The sequence below is a fragment of the Mycolicibacterium sp. XJ879 genome, assembly GCF_053483935.1.
This window is the reverse complement of record NZ_JBEFTH010000015.1, coordinates 1-23,629: the sequence shown is the minus strand read 5'-3', so window position 1 is coordinate 23,629 and position 23,629 is coordinate 1. Positions and strand designations below refer to the sequence as shown.

Sequence of the window (23,629 nt, the reverse complement as noted above, 5' to 3'; positions counted from 1 at the left end):
AGTGGCCCGCTCGGTGCGGTGCCGACGTCCGGAAGACACGACAGGGAAGGCCGCCAGATTTTCGGCATTTTCGTTGCGGCGCTGACACAGCACGCGCAGGACAGCCGCAACCCGCGGCTGCGGTCGATCATCCGGCAGCTGCGCGCGCCGTTGCGGGTGGCGGTGCGGGGCCGCCGCGGCGCCGGCGCGACGACGGTCGGTGCGGCGCTGACCGCGGGCGGCGTTGTCGTCACACCCGATCCGGCCGATGCCGACGTCGACGTCGTGGTGCTGGCCGAGGTGCTCAAACCCGAGGACACCACGTTGATCGGCGCTGCCCGGCGACCGACCGTGCTGGTGCTCAACAAAGCCGACCTCACCGGGTTCGGTGCGGGCGGCCCGCTGGCGACGGCGCATCGCCGCGCGGGCCACTACCGCGCGCTGACCGGCGTGCCGACCGTGCCGATGGTCGCGCTGCTGGGCGCGGTCGTGCTCGACGACGCAATGCTCGACGCGCTGTCGGCCCTGGTGCGCGAGCCCGCGGATCTGACGTCCACCGATGCGTTTCTGCAGTGCGCGCACCCGGTGGCGATGCCGGTGCGACGACGCCTGCTCGACGCGCTGGACCGGTTCGGCATCGCCCACGCGGTGCTGGCGCTCGGCGGCGGCGCCGAACCCGCCGCGCTGCCGGGGCTGCTGCGCAGGCACAGCATGCTCGACCGCGTCGTCGCGCAGATCGACGCGGCCGGCGCCGCGCTGCGGTACCAGCGGGTGCGCTCGACGATCACCGAGTTGCGGGCGCTGGCCGCCCAGGGCGGTGACGAACGGTTGGCAGCGTTTCTAGCAGGTGACGACGCGGTCGTCGGCGCCATGGCCGCCGCCGTCGAGGTGGTCGAGGCCGCCGGCGTGCAGGTGGACCGGGCCGATGATCCAGCCGCGCACCTACGCCGCGCCGTGCAGTGGCGGCGCTACGGTAGCGGCCCGGTCACCATGCTGCACCGCGATTGCGCCGCCGACATCAGCCGCGGCTCGCTGCGTCTGCTCGGGCGGTCTCGGTGAACGATCCGATCGCGTCGGCCGATGCCGTGGTGTCGGCGATCGAACCCGCACTGAGCCCGCCCGCCGTGCGGCGTCGAGACGTGGTGGCAGTGACCGGTCCCTGGCTGGCGGGCACCACCAGCGTGGTCGCTGCGCTGCGCGAGCGCCTGCCCGAGCACACGTTTATCGAGGGTGCGGACCTGTCGGCGACCGACGCTCCGAAGGCGGTGGTGTTCGTGGTCTCCGCGGTGGCGCCGCTGACCGAATCCGACTGTGTGCTCATCGATCTGGCGACGCGCCACACCGACCTGGTGGTGGGTGCGGTGTCCAAGATCGACGCGCACCGCGACTGGCGCGACGTGCTGGCCGCCGACCGGGCGACGCTCACCGAACGGGCGCCGCGATACGTCGACGTGCCGTGGGTGGGGGTGGCCGCGGCGCCGGATCTCGGTGAGCCGCAAGTCGACGAGCTGGTGGACTTGCTGCAAAACCGGCTCGCCGATCCCGACCTGGACCGACGAAACCGGCTGCGCGCGTGGGAAACTCGGATATCCGCCGAAATCGAGCGCTACCGCGCCGACGGCGACGGCCTGGACCGGCAGGCCCGTGTCGACGCGCTGCGCGCCCAACGTGACGAGGTCGTGCGCGGTCGTCGGGTGGCCAAATCCGAGCACACCATCGCGCTGCGCAGCCAATTGCAGCAGGCCCGCCTGCAGCTCACCTACTTCGCGCGCAACCGGTGCACGTCGGTGCGCGCCGAACTGGCCGAGGACGCATCGCAGACCGGCCGGCGCGGGCTCGGTGACTTCGAGTCCTACGTGCGCAGGCGCGCCGACGACGTCGTCGCCGAGGTCGACGAGGGCGTGACCGCCCACCTGCGCGATATGGCCGCCGGACTGCAACTGCCCGCGCCACCACTGCCAGGCCCGCCGTCGACGCCGGCCCTGCCGGGGCCGCCGCTGAAGTCGCGCCGCCTGGAAACCCAGCTGATGATGATCTTCGGCGCTGGCTTCGGGCTGGGCGTGGCGCTGATGGTGACCCGGCTGTTCACCGGGCTGGCGCCGGGCCTGGCGGCCGCAGGGTTGGTAGCAGGGGGACTTGTCGGGCTGGTGGTGACGGTGTGGGTGGTGGGACTTCGTGCGCTGCTGCAGGATCGGGCGGTGCTGGACCGCTGGGTCACCGACGTGACGACCGCACTGCGTTCCGCGGTCGAGGAGCGGGTCGGCAGTCGGGTGCTGGCCGCCGAAACCGCGCTGACATCGGAGCTGCACGCCCGCGAGCAAAGCGACAGCACCGCCGCCGAGGCCCGGCTCGCCGAGATCAACGCCGAGTTGCGCGAGCATGCGATGCAGACCGCCCGCGCAGCCGCCCTGCGCGACCGGCGGTTGCCGTCACTGCAGCGGGCGCGCAACGCGGTGCGCGCCGATTCGGCGGGTGAGAAAAGCGAAAATCAGCCCGACTGAATGTTCCGAACCGCCAGGAGAGCGTTTCTGAATCGTTCTTGTGAGTTAACGGACATACTCCCGAATGCCCACGGCTACGTCACGGACGATAACCTCGTATATAAGGGACGACCGATTTCCCGGCCTTTCCTGTCGGGCCGGCGCTCTCGGTGCGTACGTCCTGGCAGAAACCGTACACAGGAGATTTTGATGACCGCAGCGACTATTCCGGGTCTCGATACTGCACCGACGAAGCACAAAGGGCTGCTGGCCTGGGTCCAGGAGGTCGCAGAGTTGACGCAGCCCGATCGGGTGGTCTTCACCGACGGCTCCGACGAGGAGAACGCACGGCTGTGCGACAAGCTCGTGGCGGCGGGCACCTTCACCAAACTCAACGAGGAGAAGAAGCCCAACTCCTACCTGGCGGTGTCCGACCCCTCCGACGTGGCGCGTGTCGAGTCCCGCACGTACATCTGCACCGAGCGCGAGCTCGACGCCGGTCCGACCAACAACTGGATGGATCCGTCGGAGATGCGCGCCACCATGACCGACCTGTACCGCGGTTGCATGCGCGGGCGCACCATGTACGTCATCCCGTTCTGCATGGGCCCGCTGGGCGCCGAGGACCCCAAGCTGGGCGTGGAGATCACCGATTCCGAGTACGTCGTCGTGTCGATGCGCACGATGACCCGGATGGGCAAGGCCGCGCTGGACAAGCTCGGCGACGACGGCTTCTTCGTCAAGGCGCTGCACTCGATCGGCGCGCCGCTGGAACCCGGCCAGAACGACGTGCCGTGGCCGTGCAACGACACCAAGTACATCAGCCACTTCCCGGAAACCCGCGAAATCTGGAGCTTCGGCTCGGGTTACGGCGGCAACGCGCTGCTCGGCAAGAAGTGCTACGCGCTGCGCATCGCGTCGGCGATCGCCCACGACGAGGGCTGGCTCGCCGAGCACATGCTGATCCTCAAACTGATCTCGCCGGAGAACAAGTCCTACTTCGTCGCCGCGGCGTTCCCGTCGGCGTGCGGTAAGACCAACCTCGCGATGCTGCAGCCCACCCTGCCGGGCTGGCGCGCCGAGACCGTCGGCGACGACATCGCGTGGATGCGGTTCGGCAAGGACGGCCGCCTCTACGCCGTCAACCCCGAGTTCGGCTTCTTCGGGGTCGCGCCGGGCACCAACTGGTCGTCGAACCCGAACGCGATGAAGACCATCGAGGCCGGCAACACCGTGTTCACCAACGTCGCGCTGACCGACGACAAGGACGTGTGGTGGGAAGGCCTCGAGGGCGACCCGCAGCACCTCATCGACTGGAAGGGCCGCGACTGGACTCCGGACTCCGAGGAGAAGGCCGCGCACCCGAACTCGCGCTACACCACCCCGATCTCGCAGTGCCCGACGCTGGCGCCCGAGTGGGACGACCCGCAGGGCGTGCCGATCTCGGCGATCCTGTTCGGCGGCCGGCGCAAGACCACGGTCCCGCTGGTCACCCAGGCCCGTGACTGGCAGCACGGCGTGTTCATCGGCGCCACGCTCGGCTCCGAGCAGACCGCGGCCGCCGAGGGCAAGGTCGGCACCGTGCGCCGCGACCCGATGGCGATGCTGCCATTCCTCGGCTACAACGTCGGCGACTATTTCGCGCACTGGATCGACGTCGGCAAGCAGTCCGACGAGTCCAAGATGCCGAAGATCTTCTTCGTCAACTGGTTCCGCCGCGGCGACGACGGCCGCTTCCTGTGGCCGGGCTTCGGTGAGAACAGCCGGGTGATGAAGTGGATCGTCGACCGCATCGAGCAGCGCGCCGGCGGGCGCACCACCCCGATCGGCACCGTGCCCAGCGCCGAAGACCTGGACCTGTCCGGCCTCGACGTCGACCCGGCCGACGTCGACGCCGCGCTGGAGGTCAACGTCGACGAGTGGCGCGAGGAGCTCCCACTGATCGAGGAGTGGTTCGAGTTCGTCGGCGAGAAGCTGCCGACGGGCATCAAGGACGAGTTCGACGCCCTCAAGCACCGCCTGAACGACGCGGAGTAGCTTTTTCCTGCTCGGCCGCGGTGGCTGGCGCCGTCCCTAGCCGTCGAGGATGAACTCGGCGGCGCGGCCCGCCCACGCCATCGTCGGGCCCATCAGGTTGCCGGAGATCATCGTCGGCTGGCTGGCGCAGTCGACGATGCGCAACCCCGCAATACCGCGAACCCGGCACCGGTCGTCCACGATGTCGTCGTCGTTCGGGCCCATCGCGCAGGTGCCGACGGCGTGGCTGCCGGTCGCGCCGGTCGCGGTGATGCCCGCCAGGATCTCCTCATCGGATTGCAGATTCGGTCCGGGCCGGCTTTCGGCGCTGACCTTCTCGGCGATCGGCGACTGCTCGAACCACTCCCGCATGCGACGCAGCAGCGCGACGCTGGTCGTGCGGTCGTATTCAGTGGCAAGGTAATTGGCGTCGACAGCCAACGGCGCGTCCGGGTCGGCCGAGGTGATCCACACGCTGCCTTCCGATGTCGAGCGCAGCACCTCACCCATGCAGGACACGCCGCCGACGGACTCGATGCCCGCCGGGGCGTCGGGCCGCACCGAGCCCACCGACATCATTCGCACCAGGACCTGCCCGTCGACCCGGTCCGCCTCGGGCGTGGTCTTGAAGATCGCCATCACGTCGCCGGTGGGGGTGGCCAGCGGTCCCTTGCGGGTGGCCAGGTACTTCAGTGCGGTCAGCCCCTTGGCCTTGGTGTTGCGCAGCAACCGGTTGTAGCCGATGTCGTCGGCCAGTTGATAGGTGTTGATGACGCAAAAGTGCTCGAGCATGCGGCGCCCGACGTTGTCGCGCTCGAGGTACACCGGAACACCGGCCGCACTGAGCACCTCGCGCGGCCCAATCCCGGAGAGCTGCAACAGCTTCGGTGACTCCAGCGCCCCCAGCGCCAGGATCAGCTCGCGGCGCGGCCGCAGCTGGCTGGTGTTGCCGTCGCTGCGGACCTCGACGCCGGCCGCGCGGCCGTTCTCGAAGATCAGCCGGTGGGCCTTGGTGTTCAGCGCCAGGTGCAAGTTGGGCCGCGTGCGCACCGGCCGCAGGAACGCCTTGGCGGCGGTGACGCGGACGCCGCGGCGGATCGTGGCCATGGCGGGGCCGACGCGCTCGTCGTCGCTCTCGTTGTAGTCAGCCACGCTGCGCAGCCCGAGCTTCGCGCCGGCGTCGATCAGGTCGAAGACCAGCTGGTCGGGGTCGCGGGGGGTGGTGATCGGCAGTTCACCGCCCGCGCCGCGCGTCGGCGACGCGCCGAACTGGTGGTCCTCGAAGGCACGGTAGACGGGCAGGATGTCGTCCCAGCCCCAGCCGGTGTTGCCGCGGCGCACCAACTCGTCGTAGTCCTCGCGGTCGCCGCGGTTGTAGACCAGCCCGTTGATCGCGGTGGAGCCGCCGAGCACTTTGCCGCGCGGCCAGGTCTCGGTGCGGTTCTCGGGTCCGAACGGCGCCAGCTGATAGCTCCAGGAGTACTTGTCGTTGCCGAACAGCGCGGCGCTGATCATCGGCACGTGGATGTAGGGGTTGCGGTCCCGCGCACCGGCTTCGACCAGCAGCACCTGGTTGGTGGGATCAGCCGACAGTCGGTTGGCCAGCACACATCCGGCCGCACCTGCTCCGAGGATGACGTAGTCGTACTCGGCCATGGGGTGGCTGTCCTTTCATCGTTTGCTGCCCGTGTCGGCGTCGCCCCCGGTCCGCGCCAGCAAACAGGTTACGGTAGCGGAGGCACGCCCGACGCCCGAGACCCTCTTGACACCCGTCAAGTCCAGTCGTCGTAAAGTCTCTACATGCAGATCCGCGAACATGCCGAGGCCACGCCCGACAAGCCCGCCGTCATCATGCATCCCAGCGGCACGGTGGTGACGTTCGCCGAGCTGGAGGCGCGCGCCAACCAGCTCGCCCACCACTTCCGGCAGGCCGGGCTGGTGGAAGGCGACACCATGGCCGTGCTGATGGAGAACAACGAGCACCTGCACGCGGTGATGTGGGCGGCGCGCCGCAGCGGCCTGTACTACGCGGTGATCAACACCCACCTCACCGCGGCCGAGGCGGCCTACATCATCGACAACTGCGGCGCCAAGGCAACCGTCGGCTCCGCGGCGCTGCGCACGCTGTGCGAGGAGTTGGCCGAGCACTTACCCAACGGTCTGCCTGAGCTGCTGATGATCGCCGACGCCGATCTCGACGGCTGGCAGCGCTACCCCGAATGCGTAGCCCACCAACCCAGCACGTCCATCGACGACGAGATCGAAGGCGACCTGCTTCAGTACTCTTCGGGAACCACCGGGCGGCCCAAGGGAATTCGGCGTGAACTGCCCCATGTGCACCCGTCGGACTCACCGAACCTGCTGTCCGCATTGCTGATGGCGATCCAGATGGACAGCGACTCGGTGTATCTGAGCCCGGCGCCGCTGTACCACACTGCGCCGTGTCTGTGGACGATGGCGGCGCAGGCGATGGGTGTGACCACCGTGGTGATGTCAAAGTTCGAGCCCGAGTCGGCACTGCAGGCCATCGAGAAGTACCGGGTCACCAGCGGCCAGTTCGTGCCTGCGATGTTCATCCGGATGCTCAAACTGCCTGAGTCGGTGCGCAATTCCTACGACGTTTCCAGCATCAAGCGGGTGGTGCACGCGGCGGCGCCGTGCCCAGTCGACATCAAGAGACAGATGATCGACTGGTGGGGCCCCGTCATCGACGAGTACTACTCGTCCTCTGAAGGCGCCGGTATCACGTTCATCACCGCCGAGGAGTGGCTCAAGCGGCCGGGTTCGGTCGGTCGACCGCTGCTGGGCGAGGCGCACGTCCTCGACGAGAAAGGCGACGAGGTGGCCCCCGGCCAGGAAGGCCAGATCTACTTCGCCATGCCCGGTATGCAGTTCGTCTACCACAAGGATCCGGAGAAGACGGCCGAGTCCCGGGACCGGCGCGGATGGGTCACCGTCGGCGACGTCGGATACCTCGACGACGACGGCTACATGTTCCTCACCGACCGCAAGCACCACATGATCATCTCCGGCGGGGTGAACATCTATCCGCAGGAGGCCGAGAACCTGTTGGTGACCCATCCCAAAGTGATGGACGCCGCGGTGTTCGGCGTACCCGACGACGAGATGGGACAACGGGTGCACGGCGTCGTGCAGACCGTCGACCCGGCCGATGCCACCGAAGAGTTCGGCGAGCAGTTACTCACCTGGCTGCGAGATCGGTTGGCGCACTACAAGTGTCCGCGGGCCATCTCGTTCGAGACGCAGCTGCCGCGCACCGAGACCGGCAAGATGATCAAACGAGAGCTGGTCGAAAAATACTCGTGACCTCCGTCGAGCTCACCGGCGGCATCGTCGTTGCCGTCGGAACACCTTGTGACGACGCGACATTCACGCTGTCCGAGGACGACACCGACGACCGTCGGGCCATCACCGTGGAATCGGTGCCCGACGCGCTCGATGAGATCACCGAGCGCTGTGCGCGATGGCCGCAGGCGGCCGCCGTGTGCGACGACGTGCTACGGGCCCTCGATCCCGCAGCACCAGCCTTCGGCGGCGTCGTCACCGAATCCCTGGCCTACTCGACGCTGCAGTCCGGCCCCGAGTTCGCGCGCTGGCTCGCCGAACGCGGACCCGCCCGGCCGGTGACCATCCCCGAGCCGGTGCAGGCCGAGCGCATCGACGACGCGTTGTACGTGCGGTTCAACCGCCCGCAACGGCACAACGCCTTCTCCACCGACGCCCGCGCCGCGCTGCTGGAGGTCCTCGAGGTCGCCCGGCTCGACCCGTCGATACGAGGGGTGACCCTGTCGGGCAACGGCCCGTCGTTCTGCAGCGGAGGTGATCTCGCCGAGTTCGGCACCTTCGACGACCCGGCCAGCGCACACTTGGCCCGCACCCGGCACAGCCCGGCGTTGGTGCTGGCCGAACTGACTGCACGCCTTGGCTATCGGTGCCGCGCCGAGGTGCACGGTCAGGTGCTGGGCAGCGGGATCGAGATGGCGGCGTTTTGCGGCTGGGTGCAAGCACGCGCCGACGCCGTCTTCGGTCTGCCCGAATTGAGCCTCGGCCTGATCCCCGGGGCCGGCGGCACCGTGAGCGTCGCCAGGCGCATCGGCCGGTGGCGCACCGCTTACCTGGTGTTGTCGGGTCGTCGCATCGACCCGCCGACCGCGCTGCGGTGGGGCCTGATCGACGCCATCGTGTGATTTCGGTGCGCAAACCATCGCTCATCGCTGGTTGACGCACCGAAATCCCCTCAACCGGAGCGGCGCAGCGTCACCCGGTAGGTGTACTGCTCGGGCAAGAAGTGGCTGACCGACAGCTCGACGGGTCGGCTGGCGGCATCGGAGTAGAGCCGGTCCACCCGCAGCATCGGATGACCCGACACGCAGCCCACCGCGGCGGCGACGGCGTCGTCGGCGGGGGCGACGGTGATCCACTGCGCCGCTTCGGTGATCGGCGCATCCAGGTGCGGTTCGAGCAGTCCGATCACGGTCTGGGTGCCCACGGCGCCGGCGGCCAGTTCCGGGGCGCCCGACAGCGCGGCCGCGGCCGACGGCACCAGGTGCACGGTCGTGGACACGAACGGCACGCCAGGTTCAGCCCCGGGTTCGGCAGCATGCAGACGGCGAAGCATCACCGAGAACACCACGTCGTCGTCGAGGCGCAACCGGCTGGCGGCATCGACGTCCACCCGTCTGCGCAGCCCGGACAGCACCTCCATGGTGGTGTCGTCGGACAGGCTCATCAGGTCTTCGATGGACCCGAGCTGGCGCAGGTAGCGCCGTCCCGGATCGCTGGCGTAGGTGCCACGCCCCGGCACCCGGTACACCACCCCCTCGGCGGCCAGGTCCTGAAAAGCCCGTCGCACCGTCTGCCGCGACAACCCATGGGCGGCAACAAGTTCCGACTCGGTAGGCAACCGGGTGCCGTCCCGGTAGTGGCCCGCGGCGATCTGCTCGCGCAACTGTTCGCGCAGCGTCTGATACGCCGGAAGCTGCTTCACCTATATCCCGCCCCGGGCGATGAGTTGCCCGGCGATCACGTTGCGCTGGATCTCGTTGGTGCCCTCGCCGACGATCATCAGCGGCGCGTCGCGAAAGTAGCGTTCGACGTCGAATTCGGTGGAATAGCCGTACCCGCCGTGGATCCGCACGGCGTTCAGCGCGATCTCCATCGCCACCTCGGAGGCAAACAGCTTGGCCATGCCGGCCTCCATGTCGCAGCGTTCGCCGCTGTCGTAGCGTTCGGCGGCATACCGGGTGAGCTGGCGCGCGGCGGTCAGCTTGGTCGCCATATCGGCCAGGTAGTTGCCGATGGACTGGTGCTTCCAGATCGGCTGCCCGAAGCTTTCGCGCTCCTGCGCGTAACGCAGCGAGTCCTCCAGCGCCGCCGTCGCCACCCCGAGCGCGCGTGACGCGACCTGAATCCGGCCTGTCTCAAGGCCTTTCATCATCTGGGCGAACCCCTTGCCCGGCTCGCCGCCGAGGATCGCCGACGCGGGCACCCGGCAGTCTTCGAATGTCAGCTCGCAGGACTCCACCCCCTTGTATCCGAGCTTGGGCAGATCACGCGAGACGATCAGGCCCGTGGTGCCAGATTCGACCAGCACCACCGAGATGCCCTTGTGCTTGGGCGTGGCGGTGGGATCGGTCTTGCACAGCAGCGCAACCAACCCGGACCGGCGCGCGTTGCTGATCCACGTCTTGGACCCGTTGATCGCCAGTCCCTCGCCGGGTGACGGTAGCGCCGTGGTCTTCACGTTCTGCAGGTCGCTGCCACCGCCGGGTTCGGTCAGCGCCATCGTGGCGCGCACCTCACCGGTGGCCATCGGCGGCAGGTACCGCTGCTTCTGCTCGTCGGTGCCGAACAGGTCGAGCAGCTTGGCCACCACGGTGTGCCCGCCCATGGCGCCGGCCAGGCTCATCCAGCCCCGCGCCAGTTCCTGCGTCACCTCGACGTAGCACGGCATCGACACCGGCGAGCCGCCGTAGGCCTCCGGAATCGCCAGCCCGTAGATACCGATTTGCTTCATCTGTTCGATCCACGCCTCCGGGTAGGTGTTGGCGTGCTCGACCTCGCGGACCTGGGGTTTGACGTCGCGGTCGATGAACATGCGCACGGTCTCGACCAGCATCGTTTCTTCGGCATTCATAGGTACGGCCATATTGACACTTTGTGCGGCCCAATGCCAGCATGGGCAGCCGTGAGCGGCCCCTATTTTGACGATCTCCACGTCGGTCAGGTCTTCGACACCGCGCCGTCGATGACGCTGACGCCCGGCGCGGCGGCCGTGCACCAGTCGATCCTCGGCGACCGGCTGCGCCTGGCGCTGGACGCCGAACTGGCGATGGCGGTGACGGGGGCGACGGGTGCGCTGGCGCATCCGGCGCTGGTGTGCGACGTGGCGATCGGCCAGACGACGCTGGTCACCCAGCGGGTGAAGGCCAACCTGTTCTACCGCGGGCTGACGTTTCACCGGTTCCCGGTCATCGGCGACACGCTGTTCACCCGCACCGAGGTCGTCGGCCTCAAACAGAACTCCGCCAAACGCGGCCGAGCCCGCACCGGGCTGGCGGCGCTGCGGATGACGACGGTGGACGGCGTCGGCCGCCTGATCCTCGACTTCCACCGCTGCGCGATGCTGCCGCTGCGCGACGGGGCGCCCGATACCGGCCACGCCGACGACCTGAGCGCGATCGGCACCGTCGAACCCGACCTGCCCGACCCGACGGCCGACTGGAACGCCGAGGCCTACCGCGCCAAAGTGCCGGGCGCGCACTTCGACGCGGACATCGCGGGCACCGTGCTGCACAGTTCGGCCGACGCGGTCAGCAACGCCCCCGAGCTCGCCCGGCTGACGTTGAACATTGCTGCGACCCACCATGATTATCGCAGTGCAGGTCAGCGGCTGGTGTACGGCGGTCACACCATCGGGCTGGCGCTGGCTCAAACCACCCGGCTGCTGCCCGATCTGGTGACGGTGCTGGCCTGGCGGTCCTGCGACCACACCGGCCCGGTCCACGAGGGCGACACCCTCTACAGCGAGTTGCACGTCGAGGCGGCCGAACCGCTACCCGACGACCGCGGCGGTGTGTTGACGCTGCGGTCGCTGGTCTACGCCGTCGATGAGCCGGACCGGCAGGTGCTCGACTGGCGGTTCACCGCGCTGCAGTTCTGAGGGGACCCGGACCCCGCGCCGACGGCGGCTGGAGGGGCACCACAATGGAGGCGTGGCCTCTTTGGTCGTCCCGCGCGCCGTGCTCACCGGGGCACGGCGGGTCGCCGAGGCGTTCGGGCAGCTCACCGGTGTCGAGGTGGACGCCGCAGAACTGCTGGCCGGCCGGGCCACGATGCTCGGCCTGACACCGAAGGGCCGCGTCTCCGCAGGCGGTGCGACACACCTGATGCGCAGCCGCGACGGCTGGTGCGCGCTGACGCTGTCGCGTCCCGACGACGTGAACGCCGTTCCCGCGCTGGTGCAGTCCGATGCCGTCGACGACGATCCGTGGCCGGCCGTGCACCGCTGGGCCGCCAACAACGACACCGCCGACGTCACCGAACGCGCGCGCCTGCTGGGCCTGCCGGTCGCCGCGCTCGGCGAGACCCCGGCCGGATCGCCGCGGCACTATCCGTTCGGTGCGGCCACCACCCCGCGCGGGCCGGGCGGGCTGCTGGTCGCCGACCTGTCAACGATGTGGGCGGGCCCGTTGTGCGGGCAGTTGCTGGCCCGGGCCGGGGCCACCGTGGTCAAGGTCGAAAGCACCGCCCGCCCCGACGGTGCACGGTCCGGCCCGCCCGCGTTCTTCGACTGGATGAACGCCGGAAAACTTTCCTACGTCGCCGATTTCGACGAGCCCGCCGGCCTCAAGGCGTTGTTGTCGGCCGCCGACGTCGTGCTCGAATCGTCGCGTCCGGCGGCGCTGACCCGCCGCGGCCTTGGCCCGACCGATGTGGCGCCGCGCGACGGACGGGTCTGGTTGCGGATCACCGGGCACGGCACCGACGGTGAGCGTGCCAACTGGGTCGCGTTCGGTGACGACGCCGCGGTGTCGGGATGCCTGATCGCGGGCGCCGTCGAGAACCCGCAGTTCTGTGGTGACGCCATCGCCGACCCGCTGACCGGCCTGCAGGCGGCGTTGACGGTCGCCGAGTCGTTGCACGCCGGCGGCGGTGAGCTCATCGAGATGTCCATGGCCGCCGTCGCCGCCACCTACGCCGAACTGCCGTTCGACGGGGAAACCGAGTGCGCCGCCATGCCCCAACTCAGCGACCGGGCCGCGCCCCTCGGCGCCGACAACGTCGCCGTCGAGCAGTTGCTGACCGAGCGAGGGGCGGCGCAGTGCTGATCCAACGGGCGTCGCTGCTCGACGGCTCCGTCGTCGACATCCGCGTCGCCGAGCACATCGTCGACATCGGCGAGCGGCTTGATCGCCAACGCGGCGAACAGGTTTACGACGCGAAAGGTGGCACCGTCATCCCCGGTCTGCACGACCACCACGTGCACCTGCGGTCGGCTGCCGCGGCGCTGCGGTCGACGCGCGTCGGACCCGGCGACGTGGCCACCCGCGCGGACCTGGCCAGCGTCCTGGCCGCGGCCGACGTCGGCGAGGACGGATGGATCCGGGCGGTCGGCTATCACGAGGCGGTCGCCGGGCCGCTGGACCGAACGGTGCTCGACGATGTGGCCCCATCGGTACCGGTGCGCGTGCAACACCGCAGCGGGGTGCTGTGGACGCTGAACTCGGCCGGTCTGGAGCGAGTCGGCCTGCCCGACCACCCCGACGGCCGGTTACCCAGCTCGGATCCGACATGGGCGGAAAGCCTGCAGCGCAACGAGTCCGGTCTGGCCGAGGTCAGCAGGACGCTGGGCGGGTACGGCGTCACCGGGGTCACCGACGCCACACCGGATCTCGGCGTCGACGATGTGGTGAAGTTGAACGTGGCGCACCGGCGCGGCGAACTGCGTCAGCGGGTGCACTGTTTGGCGCCCGGCAAGCGGATCCTGCACGACACCGACCTCGACCTCGACGAGCTCACCGCCTGGATCACCGCGCGGCACGCCGCCGGCGTCGCGATCGCCGTGCATTGCGTCACCGCCGCGCAGCTGGTCCTCACCTTGTCGGCGTTGCAGTCGGCGGGCACCCACCCGCGCGATCGCATCGAACATGCGGCGGTCGTGCCCGACGACACCGTTGCGCAGGTCGCCGAGTGCGGCGTCACGGTGGTGACACAGCCCAACTTCGTCTTCGAGCGCGGCGACCAGTACCTCGTCGACGTCCCTGCCGATGAACATCACGAGCTGTGGCGGGTCGCCACGCTATTGGATGCCGGTGTGCCGGTGGCGTTGTCCACCGATATGCCGTTCGGTAACGGCGACCCGTGGCAGACGATGCGCGCCGCGGTGCGCCGGGCGACCGGCAGCGGCGCGGTGCTCGGCGCCGACGAAAGCGTCCGCGCGGCAACGGCGTTGAAAATGTTCTTCGGCACGCCCGAGCGCCCCGAGGAGCCAAGGACCGTCGATGCGGGTCAGCCTGCCGATCTGGTGGTGCTGTCTGCGCCGCCTGCCGCGGTGCTGCGCGAACTCGACGCCGCCATGGTGGCCGCCACGCTGATCGCCGGTGAGTTCGTGTTCGAACGCAGCTGAGTCAGGCCGCCGCGGGCGTCAGCACTTGACGCAGCATCGCGCACTGGCTGTTGAAGAAAGCCTGCGACACAGCGGCTTTGGGCGCGATCCCGTCGAAGCCGTGAAATGCACCGTCGACGACCTCGACCTCGCAGTGGACGCCCGCGGCCTGCAGCCGTTCGGCGTAGGCCAGGTCCTCGTCGTGAAAAAGGTCCAGTGTCCCGACGCCGATCCAGGCGGGCGGCAGCCCGCTGAGATCATCGCGGCGTGCGGGCACCGCCACGTCGGGATCCGCATCTCCGAGGTAGGCCGCCCACCCGAACTTGTTGCTCGTCTGGTTCCACAGCCGAAGGCCCGGATTGTCCAGATCGCGGCGGTCGCAGGTGCGGTCGTCGAGCATCGGGTACACCAGCAACTGCGCGGCCACCGGGACCTCGCCGCGGTCGCGGGCCATCAGCGCCAGCGCCGCAGCCAGTCCGCCGCCCGCGCTGGCCCCGCCGATCGCCACCCGCGCCGGGTCCACCGACGGCAGGGTCGCCAGCCAAGTCAACGCCGAATAGCAGTCCTCCAGCGAGTCGGGATACGGGTGCTCGGGCGCCAACCGGTAGTCGACCGAGGCGACCGTGACACCTAGTTCTCGGGCGAAGCGGCGGCACAACACGTCGTCCTGGGCCGGGTGGCCGATGACGTATCCGCCGCCGTGGATCCACAACAGCGCCGGGCCGGCCGCGGACCCGTTGCCCGGCCGGAACAATCGCACCCCGACCCCCGAGGGCAGGGTCAGCGCATCGACGTCGCGCGGTACCCGCCGCCACAACGCGCGCGTCGCCATCCGGACGATGGGCAACGTCACCGGGGTGATGACCTGTTTCGGAATGAACCGGGCGGTACGGCGCAAGTCGGGATGAAAGTTGGGCTGGGCACGGCGAGACGATCGGTTACGCGACACCTGATCAGTAAAGCCTCGACATCGCCACCGTGGCCGAGGATCCATGAAAACCGGGGCCGGCGCGCCCCCGCGCTTCCTTCTTGGCCCCCGCGAGCGTCTGCTGGATGTCAGAGTTGCGTGTGCCCGCCGCCCCGCGGGGCTACTGCTGGAGGGCGAGGCGGGGATCGGCAAGACCACCTTGTGGCTGGCGGCCAAGCTGTTCATCAGCGTCAAGACGGTCGAGGCGAACCTGACCCGGGGTAGGCGCTACTTGAGCAGCGGATCACGCGGCAGACCGAGGATGCGCTCGGCGATCGTGTTGCGGGTGATCTCCGAGGTACCGCCCGCGATCGTCATCGCCCGGTTGCCTAGGTAGGCCAGCGTCAGCACCGGCGTCTGCCCGACGACCGGTGCCGGACCGGCCAGTTCCATGGCCAACTCGGTCGTTCGCTGCCCGGACTCGGCGACCAGCAGTTTGGTGACGTTGCCTTCTGGACCGGCTTCCGAACCTGCGATCGCGCGGGTGACCCGGCGCAGGTTCAGCAGCCGCAGCGTGTGGGTCTCCGCGATCGCCTCTCCCACGCTGCGCACGTAGTGCGCCGCGGTCTCGGCGGGCGCATCGTCGAGCAGCTTGACGAGATGTGCTGTGGTGAAACCGGTTGTGCCGCCGGAACCTCCGCCGATCGAGACGCGCTCGTTGCCCAGCGTCGCGCGGGCCACCAACCAACCCTTGTTGACGTCGCCCACCACGTCGGCGTCGGGCACGAAGACGTCGTCGAAGAAGACCTCGTTGAAGTGCGAGTGCCCGGTCAGGCCCTTGAGCGGATTGACGGTCACCCCCGGCGCCTTCATGTCGATCGCCATCATCGTCACCCCGGCGTGCTTGGGCGCGTCGGGGTCGGTGCGCACGGTGGCCAGCCCCCACTGGCACTCGTGCGCCAGGCTGGTCCATACCTTCTGACCGGTGACGCGCCAACCGCCGTCGACCTTCTTGGCCGACGTTCGCACCGCGGCGGCATCCGAGCCCGCACTCGGTTCGGAGAACAGCTGACACCACATCACCTGCCCGCGCAGCACCGGCTCCACCCAGCGTTCCCGCTGCTCGTCGGTGCCGGCCTGGGCGATGGTCAGTGTCACCCAGCCGGTGATCCCCATATCGGGGCGTTCGATGCCGCCGAACTCCTCTTCGATGACCAGTTGTTCGAGCACATCGGCGGCGCGACCCCACGGCTTAGGCCAGTGCGGCACAAGGTATCCCGAGTCGACGAGGAAATCGCGCCGCTTCTCGGCGGGCAGCGACTGCAACGTCTTGACGGCCTCGCGGGCCTGCTCGCGGTACTTCTCCGCCTCGTCGGGCAGGCCGAACGACGCGCCGCGGGCCTGGCCGCTGCGCTGGGCCTCGACGATATCCAGCAGCGGGTCACCGGCTTCGGCCATCAACGCGGCCAGGGTGCGGGCCCGGCGCAGATACAGGTGAGCGTCGTGCTCCCATGTGAAGCCAATACCGCCGTGCAGCTGGATGTTGTTCTGCGCGTTGAAGATCTGTGTGCGGATGGCATGTGAGGCGGCCACCGCCGCGGGAAACCAGGCGCCGTCGAGGTCCTCGGCGCGGGCGGCATCCCAGGTGGCCGCGGTGCTCACCTCCGCGTTCACCAGCATGTTGGCGGCGTGGTGTTTGACGGCCTGGAACGTGCCGATGGTGCGGCCGAACTGTTCACGCACCTTGGCGTACTCGACCGCCATTTCCAAGCTCGCCCAGCTGACGCCGACCGCTTCGGCCGACGCCAGCGTCCGGAACACGGTGCGTGCCTTACGTGCGGCGCCGCGCAGCATACGGTCCTCGGGCACCGACACGCCCTGCATCGCGACGGCTCCGACGCTGCGGGTGGTGTCCAGGGACTCCAACGCCGTGACGGTGACCCCGTCCGCGCCCACGTCGACCACCACGACGTCCTCACCTGCGACGACAACCAGCACGGTTGCGTCGGGGGCGGCCAGCACCGCGCGGCACTGGCCGGTCACCACCAGGTCGGGGCCGACGGTCACGTCCCCCGAAACCGCGAGCGCGCCGACAGTGGACCCGTCGGCCAGGCCTGGAAGTAGTTGGGCGCGAACCGAATCGGGTGCGCAGCGATCGATCACCACCGCTGCGGCAACGCTCGGCAGAAACGGGCCGGGGCACAGCTCGTGGCCCTGGGCCTCCAGAACTACCGCCAGCTCGGCCAGACCGAACCCGGAGCCGCCGTGCTCTTCGGCGACGGCCAGCCCGGTCCAGCCGATCTCGCCGGCCGCCGACCAGATGTCAGCCGGATGCGAGGATGCGTCCTCCAGCGTGGCACGCGCGGCGGCGCGGCTGTTCAGCCGGTTGAGCTGGCCAAACGCCGCATCGGCCAAGTCGTTGTGCTCTTCGGTGATGGCCAGGGCCGACTTACTCACAGTGGAAGTCCTCGTTTTACATTTTGGCGTACTTTTGGCACTCGTCGAGTAACGCTAACCCCTTTGCCCAGCTCAACCTATACGTGACGCCGATCACACTGATCTTGACCAGAATCGGGCGCCGACATCTTCGTCATGTCGCCGTTTACGAATCGGGCTGCGGGGTACAGTTCCGCAATGGCGGTACGGCCCGAGGCCCGGAATCCCGGCGTGACGATGTGGAAACGTGCCAGGTGGTTTCTCAACGCCGGGCCCTCCGACTACATGCTGGCCATGAGCGTCGCGTCGGCGTCGCTGCCCGTGATCGGGAAACACCTTGAGCCACTTGGTGCTGCGACCGCCATGAGCGTGTGGGGGTCCCGTCATCTTCCGGATTTCTTCGGTGCGGCGGCCAAGTCTTGGCTGAGTCCGGGCAACGCGGAGCTGAAACGCAGCGAACGCGACTGCACCCACACCGTCACCGCGGCCGCGCTGCGCGGCCTCGTCAATCCCCATGACCTCGACATCGACTGGCCGGCACCGCAACGGGTACCGCCGCTGTGGAACATGCGCGAGCATCGTCGCAGCGTCTACCGCACCTCGGTGCGGTACGGGCCACGGCCGTGCCAGCTGCTCGACGTGTGGCGACCCAAGGACCTGCCGGTCCAGCCCGCGCCGGTCCTGATCTTCGTGCCGGGCGGCGCCTGGGTGCACGGCAGCAGGATGCTGCAGGGCTACGCGCTGATGTCGCATCTGGCCCAGCAGGGCTGGGTGTGCCTGTCCATCGACTACCGGGTCGCACCGCACCATCGCTGGCCCGCGCACATCACGGATGTGAAGACCGCGATCGCATGGGCCCGCGCCAACGTCGACAAGTTCGGTGGCGACCGTAGCTTCGTTGCGATCGCGGGTACCTCAGCAGGCGGGCACCTGTCGGCGCTGGCCGGTCTGACCGTCAACGACCCCGAGATGCAGGACGAACTCCCCGAGGACTCGGACACGTCGGTGGACGCGGTGGTCGGCATCTACGGTCGCTACGACTGGGAGGACCGTTCGACGCCCGAGCGGGTGCGGTTCATGGATTTCCTGGAGCGGGTGGTCGTCAAACGCAAGAGCGCCAAGCATCCCGAGGTCTTTCGCAAGGCGTCGCCGATCGCGCAGGTGCATCCGGACGCGCCGCCGTTCCTGGTGATCCACGGATCCGGGGATACGGTGATACCGGTGGCGCAGGCCCGCGCGTTCGTGGAACGGCTGCGCGGGGTGTCGCGGGCCCCGGTGAGCTACCTTGAACTGCCTGGCGCAGGCCATGGGTTCGATATGACGGACGGCGCCCGCACCGGTTCGATGGCGACCGCGATCTCGTTGTTCCTCAACCATATTCACCGGCACCGGGCTCTGATCGGGGCCAAGGAAGTTATTTAGGGTGGCTGTTGAAGAGGCTGAGCGGCTGGGACGCGGTACTTCTCTACAGCGAGACACCCGAAGTGCATATGCACACCCTCAAGCTCGCGGTGATCGACCTTTCCGAACTGAAGGGCCGCAAGTTCGGCATCGAGGACTTTCGTAAGGTCATCCACGGTCGGCTCTACAAGCTCGACCCGTTCCGCTACGAGCTCGTCGACATCCCGTTCAAGTTCCACCACCCGATGTGGCGGGAGAACTGCGAGGTCGACCTCGAATACCACGTGCGGCCCTACCGGGCGGCCAGCCCCGGCGGGCGGCGCGAACTCGACGAGGCCGTCGGCGAGATCGCCAGCACACCGCTGGACCGCAGCCGGCCGTTGTGGGAGATGTACTTCATCGAGGGGCTCGCCGACGGCCGAATCGCGGTGCTCGGCAAGATCCATCACGCCCTGGCCGACGGCGTGGCTTCGGCCAACTTGCTGGCGCGGGGGATGGACCTGCAGGCCGGGCCGCAGGACCGCGACTCATATGCGACCGATCCCGCACCCACCCGTGCCGAACTGGTGCGCACCGCATTCGGTGACCACATGCGCCAAATCAGGCGGCTGCCCGCGGTGCTGCGCTACACCGCCCAGGGTGTGCGGCGGGTGCGCAAGAGCACCTACCGGCTGTCGCCGGAGCTGACGCGCCCGTTCACGCCGCCGCCGTCGTTCATCAACCACCGCGTCGACGCCAAACGCCGGTTCGCGACCGCCACCCTGGCGCTGGCCGACATCAAGGAGACCAGCAAGCACCTCAACGTCACGATCAACGATATGGTCCTCGCGATCGCCTCCGGAGCGCTGCGGCAGCTGTCGCTGAAGTACGACGGACATGCTGATCACCCGCTGTTGGCTTCTGTCCCAGTCAGTTTCGACTTCTCCGCCGAACGCATTTCGGGCAACTACTTCAGCGGTGTGATGATGACGGTGCCGATCCAACTCGCCGACCCCCTCGAGCGGGTGCAGGCCGTGCACGACGCAGCGGTGAGCGCCAAGGAAACCCACCACCTGCTCGGCCCCGAACTCGTCAGCAGGTGGTCGGCCTATCTACCGCCCGCACCCGCCGAGCGACTGTTTGCCTGGCTGGGTGAAAAGGACGGTCAGAACAAAGTGCTCAACATTCCGATCTCCAATGTGCCCGGCCCACGTGAACACGGCCGGGTCGGTGGCGCGCTGGTGACCGAGATCTACTCCGTAGGACCGCTGACGACCGGCAGCGGTTTGAACATCACGGTGTGGAGCTACGTCGACCAGCTCAACGTTTCGGTGCTCGCCGATGGCGCCACCCTCTCCGACCCGCATGAACTCACCGATGCGATGGTCGAGGCGTTCACCGAGATCCGTCGTGCCGCAGGACTTTCCGAAGAGCTGACGGTCATTGATTCCGTTATTGCCTAACTGTCTGAACCTTGGTGCGCTTGGCGTGCGCCCACGACAGGAACTTCTCGGCCGCCTGTGCGGTGTAGTGGCCCCGCGGTGAGCCGTAGTAGAAGTCGAACGCATGCTGTGCGTGCGGGATCTCAGCGTAGGCGACGGTGGATGTCGACACCTTACTCAACGCGTCGGCGAAATCGCGTCCCTCCTGCACCGGGATGATCGAGTCGTCCTGGCCGTGCAGGATGAAAAACGGTGGCGCATCGGGCCGTAGCCGCATGATCGAGGACGCGTCGACGTAGGTCTGCTTGTGTTCGACGATGCGTTTCTTCACCACGAACTTCTGCAGAAACGAGATGAACTCCCTGCGCCCGGACCCGCGCGCCGACACCCAGTCGTAGCGGCCGTAGATCGGCACCGCGGCGGCCACCGAGGTGTCGGCGTCCTCGAACCCGGGCTGCCACTGCGGATCGTTGGGCGTCAACGCGGCCAGCGACGACAGGTGCCCGCCAGCCGAACCACCCGTGATCGCCACGAAGTCCGGGTCACCGCCGTAGTCGGCGATGTTGTCCTTGATCCAGGCCAGCGCGCGTTTGACGTCGATGATGTGGTCCGGCCAGGTGTGGCGCGGGCTGACGCGATAGTCGATCGACACGCACACCCAACCGCGCTCGGCCAGATGGCTCAGCAGCGGATAGGCCTGTGGCCGTCGCATACCGATCGCCCAAGCGCCGCCTGGCACCTGGAGCAGCACCGGTGCCTTGCCGTCAAGGGGCAGGTCCGCGCGGCGCCAGATGTCGGCGCGGTTGACGCGCGAATGCGGGCCGTAGACAACGGTGTTCGCCTTCCCGACATACCGGCGGCGCACCAACTCGTTGGGCCACACGCCGATCATGCGTCGGCGCACCGCGGGCTGCGACTGCGCGGCAACCGCCTTGTAGTCGTCGCCCAACTCCTTGCGCAGCGGCTCCTCAAAGTACGGCTGCGAGGTGAGGTTTCGATAGTGAATGAGGCCAAGCAGCCCCCATGCGATCGCGGTGAGCAGCAAGGCGATACGCCCGCTGGCGCCGCGGAAGTCACCGCGCCAACCACGGCGTACCGCGTCGAGCACCGACGCGGCCAGGTACAGCGGGGACATCTCGGTGGTCGGCCACCCGAACGCGAACACCGGCAGGGTGATGTAGCCCTCGCGGCCCAACGGGCGCACACCGTTGGCGGCGTTGACGAGTTCGGCGACCGCGCGCAGCAGCGGATAGCGGGGAAGTTTGATCAAGGTGGCAATCCCTCGGGGAAGCTTACAGATTCAAATCCACGCTAGCCCAGTACCGGAAGCCGACGCTTGGCGGCCAATTCGTCCAGAGCCCGCTGCATCACCCGGCGCACGTGGGCGTCGACCTCGTCGATGTCGGGATCCGTGCCGAACTCGTCCTCGATGTGGATCGGCGGCAGCACTTCCATGACGATCTTGGCGGGCAGCGGAATGTTGGGCGGGATCACCAGCGACAACCCGAACGGGAAGCCGAACGAAATCGGCATGATCTTCGTGCGGGCCAGCCGCGCGATCGGCCCGAGACGCTCGGCCAACCACGTGCCCCGCGACAGGAAGATCTGGGTCTGCTGCCCGCCGATGCCCACCGTCGGCACAATCGGCACGCCGGCGTTCAACGCCGCCTTCACATAGCCCGTGCGGCCGCCGAAGTCGATCACGTTCTCCGAGAACGTCGGCCGGTACACGTCGTAGTCACCACCGGGGAACACCACGACCAGACCACCCGAACGCAGTGCGGCGTCGGCGTTTTCATGGTTGGCGCTGATGTAGCCGATCCGCCGGAAGAAATCCCCCGTAGGACCGGTCAGCAGCATGTCGTGACTCAGCGTGTACAGCGGCCGGTGGTAACCGTGGCGGTCGTAGTAGTCGGCCGCCAAGATCGGCACATCCATCGGGAACAAGCCACCGGAGTGGTTGCTGACCACCAGCGCACCACCGGCGGGGACGTAGTCGAGGCCGTGCACCTCCGAGCGGAAGTAGCGCTTGAGCAAGGGGCGGGTGACGCCCATGACGCGTTCGGTCAGCCCGGGGTCCCATTTGGCGAGCTCCGACGGTATGGTCTCGGTCTCGGTCGCGGCCATGCGGCCCCCTTCGATGGAAAACTGAAACGTGTTCTAGTTTACCTTGGCGCCCGCGATGCGCGCTTTCGCGGCCGTTACGATCACCCGCGTGAGCGACGAAACCAGTGGAACCAAAGAAGCAGTACTGGTCGAGCAGCGTGACCGGATCCTGATTATCACCATCAACCGGCCCGAGGCCAAGAACGCGGTGAACGCCGAGGTGAGTCGGGGCCTGGCCGCCGCGATGGACCGGCTCGACGACGACGCCGGCTTGTCGGTGGCGGTGCTGACCGGCGCGGGCGGCTCGTTCTGCGCCGGGATGGATCTCAAGGCCTTCGCGCGCGGAGAGAACGTCGTGGTGGAGGGCCGCGGCATGGGCTTCACCGAGCGGCCGCCGGTCAAGCCGCTGATCGCGGCGGTGGAGGGTTTCGCGCTGGCCGGTGGGACCGAGCTGGCATTGGCGACCGATCTGATCGTGGCGTCGAAGGAGTCGGCGTTCGGCATTCCCGAGGTCAAGCGCGGCCTGGTCGCCGGCGGCGGTGGGCTGCTGCGGCTGCCGCAGCGCATCCCGTACGCGATCGCAATGGAACTGGCGCTGACGGGGGAGAACCTGACCGCGGTGCGCGCCCACGACCTCGGCCTGGTCAACGTGCTTGCCGAACCCGGTCAGGCGCTCGAGGCGGCGATCGCGCTGGCCGAGAAGATCACCGCCAACGGACCGTTGGCCGTGGCAGCGACCAAGCGGATCATCGTCGAGTCGCGCAATTGGAGCCCCGACGAGATGTGGCGTGAGCAGATGAAGATTCTCGGGCCCGTGTTTGCGTCGAACGACGCCAAGGAAGGCGCGATCGCCTTCGCCGAGAAGCGGCCGCCGAACTGGACGGGCACCTGACGGTTTTCCGTTGCGCCGCGGTGGGCAACCGAGGGGTATGGAACTTCCGCTGACGGATTATGACCAACTACCCCTGACGGAGTTGCGCCACCGCATCCGCGCGCTCGACGAACCGCAGCTGCGCACGCTGTTCGAGCACGAAACCGAGCACGGCAACCGCATACCGGTGCTCGAGTTGATGAACGCACGGCTGCGGGAGCTGACCCACGGTGCCGAGCCCTCTGATGGTGACCCCGACGGCGGACCCGGGGTCAGCGGGACGTCGGGTGGCTCACCGGTGCAGGAATCCACCGCGGCCGAGCCCGGAACCCCATTGCGACACGGGGTGGCGTCCCAGACGCCGTCGCGCGGCAAGCCGTAGGG

At 68.5% G+C, this 23,629-nt stretch carries 19 protein-coding genes; 12 read left to right on the top strand and 7 right to left on the bottom strand.

Going from position 1 to position 23,629, the window contains the following annotated elements; genetic code table 11:
• The first annotated feature begins 18 nt into the window (after positions 1-18).
• The 3 genes from ABQF13_RS23005 to ABQF13_RS22995 all read left to right on the top strand — a co-directional run bounded on the left by ABQF13_RS23005 (position 19) and on the right by ABQF13_RS22995 (position 4,496).
• Positions 19-1,038 carry a hypothetical protein gene (locus ABQF13_RS23005; RefSeq protein WP_448395113.1) on the top strand — a complete coding sequence of 340 codons (1,020 nt, stop codon included), beginning with the start codon at positions 19-21 and terminating at the stop codon, positions 1,036-1,038.
• Entirely contained in the window at positions 1,035-2,480 is a 1,446-nt protein-coding gene (locus ABQF13_RS23000; RefSeq protein ID WP_448395112.1) for a hypothetical protein, read from the top strand. Before ABQF13_RS23005 ends, ABQF13_RS23000 begins: the two co-directional genes overlap by 4 nt.
• Before the next feature lie 189 nt (positions 2,481-2,669).
• Entirely contained in the window at positions 2,670-4,496 is a 1,827-nt protein-coding gene (locus tag ABQF13_RS22995) for a phosphoenolpyruvate carboxykinase (GTP) (RefSeq protein WP_448395111.1), read from the top strand.
• A gap of 36 nt (positions 4,497-4,532) precedes the next feature.
• Here the strand turns inward: ABQF13_RS22995 and ABQF13_RS22990 are convergent, their stop codons facing one another.
• Positions 4,533-6,131 carry a GMC family oxidoreductase gene (locus ABQF13_RS22990; protein ID WP_448395110.1) on the bottom strand — a complete coding sequence of 533 codons (1,599 nt, stop codon included), beginning with the start codon at positions 6,129-6,131 and terminating at the stop codon, positions 4,533-4,535.
• A gap of 144 nt (positions 6,132-6,275) precedes the next feature.
• On the opposite strand from ABQF13_RS22990, the gene fadD4 reads away from it, so the two are divergent.
• The gene (gene fadD4, locus ABQF13_RS22985; RefSeq protein WP_448395109.1) at positions 6,276-7,802 is read left to right on the top strand and encodes a fatty-acid--CoA ligase FadD4; all 1,527 of its coding nucleotides are present in this window, start codon (positions 6,276-6,278) and stop codon (positions 7,800-7,802) included.
• Positions 7,799-8,683 carry an enoyl-CoA hydratase/isomerase family protein gene (locus ABQF13_RS22980; protein WP_448395108.1) on the top strand — a complete coding sequence of 295 codons (885 nt, stop codon included), beginning with the start codon at positions 7,799-7,801 and terminating at the stop codon, positions 8,681-8,683. Before fadD4 ends, ABQF13_RS22980 begins: the two co-directional genes overlap by 4 nt.
• A gap of 50 nt (positions 8,684-8,733) precedes the next feature.
• Here ABQF13_RS22980 and ABQF13_RS22975 read toward each other — a convergent pair whose 3' ends face one another.
• Positions 8,734-9,483 (bottom strand): GntR family transcriptional regulator, encoded by a 750-nt coding sequence (locus tag ABQF13_RS22975; RefSeq protein ID WP_448395107.1) that lies wholly within the window; start codon positions 9,481-9,483, stop codon positions 8,734-8,736.
• Complete coding sequence (locus ABQF13_RS22970) at positions 9,484-10,644, bottom strand: acyl-CoA dehydrogenase family protein (protein WP_448395106.1); 1,161 nt, start codon at positions 10,642-10,644, stop codon at positions 9,484-9,486.
• A gap of 21 nt (positions 10,645-10,665) precedes the next feature.
• Here ABQF13_RS22970 and ABQF13_RS22965 point away from each other — a divergent pair, with 21 nt between their 5' ends.
• Genes ABQF13_RS22965 through ABQF13_RS22955 form a run of 3 tightly spaced genes read left to right on the top strand, consistent with a single transcriptional unit; the run spans position 10,666 to position 14,124 of the window.
• Positions 10,666-11,658: a MaoC family dehydratase gene (locus tag ABQF13_RS22965; protein WP_448395105.1), complete on the top strand. Its 993-nt coding sequence runs from the start codon at positions 10,666-10,668 to the stop codon at positions 11,656-11,658.
• A gap of 52 nt (positions 11,659-11,710) precedes the next feature.
• Positions 11,711-12,826, top strand: coding sequence for a CoA transferase (locus ABQF13_RS22960; RefSeq protein ID WP_448395104.1), 1,116 nt, complete (start codon positions 11,711-11,713; stop codon positions 12,824-12,826).
• Entirely contained in the window at positions 12,820-14,124 is a 1,305-nt protein-coding gene (locus ABQF13_RS22955; RefSeq protein WP_448395103.1) for an amidohydrolase family protein, read from the top strand. The genes ABQF13_RS22960 and ABQF13_RS22955 overlap by 7 nt, the downstream gene beginning before the upstream one ends.
• A 1-nt stretch (position 14,125) precedes the next feature.
• Here the strand turns inward: ABQF13_RS22955 and ABQF13_RS22950 are convergent, their stop codons facing one another.
• Both ABQF13_RS22950 and ABQF13_RS22945 read right to left on the bottom strand, forming a co-directional pair.
• A complete protein-coding gene (locus ABQF13_RS22950) occupies positions 14,126-15,001 on the bottom strand; it encodes an alpha/beta hydrolase (protein WP_448395102.1) in 876 nt (291 codons plus the stop codon).
• Positions 15,002-15,298: 297 nt separating this feature from the next.
• Positions 15,299-17,467, bottom strand: coding sequence for an acyl-CoA dehydrogenase family protein (locus tag ABQF13_RS22945; protein WP_448395101.1), 2,169 nt, complete (start codon positions 17,465-17,467; stop codon positions 15,299-15,301).
• A 177-nt stretch (positions 17,468-17,644) separates the two neighbouring features.
• On the opposite strand from ABQF13_RS22945, the gene ABQF13_RS22940 reads away from it, so the two are divergent.
• Positions 17,645-18,868 (top strand): alpha/beta hydrolase fold domain-containing protein, encoded by a 1,224-nt coding sequence (locus tag ABQF13_RS22940; RefSeq protein WP_448395100.1) that lies wholly within the window; start codon positions 17,645-17,647, stop codon positions 18,866-18,868.
• A gap of 8 nt (positions 18,869-18,876) precedes the next feature.
• Positions 18,877-20,289 carry a WS/DGAT/MGAT family O-acyltransferase gene (locus ABQF13_RS22935; protein ID WP_448395099.1) on the top strand — a complete coding sequence of 471 codons (1,413 nt, stop codon included), beginning with the start codon at positions 18,877-18,879 and terminating at the stop codon, positions 20,287-20,289.
• Here ABQF13_RS22935 and ABQF13_RS22930 read toward each other — a convergent pair.
• On the bottom strand, positions 20,279-21,535 hold the full coding sequence (locus ABQF13_RS22930) for an alpha/beta hydrolase (protein WP_448395165.1): 1,257 nt from the start codon (positions 21,533-21,535) through the stop codon (positions 20,279-20,281). The genes ABQF13_RS22935 and ABQF13_RS22930 overlap by 11 nt on opposite strands.
• A gap of 44 nt (positions 21,536-21,579) precedes the next feature.
• Positions 21,580-22,395 carry a lysophospholipid acyltransferase family protein gene (locus ABQF13_RS22925; protein WP_448395098.1) on the bottom strand — a complete coding sequence of 272 codons (816 nt, stop codon included), beginning with the start codon at positions 22,393-22,395 and terminating at the stop codon, positions 21,580-21,582.
• Positions 22,396-22,450: 55 nt separating this feature from the next.
• Here ABQF13_RS22925 and ABQF13_RS22920 point away from each other — a divergent pair, with 55 nt between their 5' ends.
• Together ABQF13_RS22920 and ABQF13_RS22915 are read left to right on the top strand one after the other, a co-directional pair.
• Positions 22,451-23,266, top strand: a complete 816-nt coding sequence (locus ABQF13_RS22920) for a crotonase/enoyl-CoA hydratase family protein (RefSeq protein WP_448395097.1) — start codon at positions 22,451-22,453, stop codon at positions 23,264-23,266.
• 37 nt (positions 23,267-23,303) lie between these two features.
• Positions 23,304-23,627 carry a DUF8129 domain-containing protein gene (locus ABQF13_RS22915; protein ID WP_448395096.1) on the top strand — a complete coding sequence of 108 codons (324 nt, stop codon included), beginning with the start codon at positions 23,304-23,306 and terminating at the stop codon, positions 23,625-23,627.
• Positions 23,628-23,629: the final 2 nt, after the last annotated feature.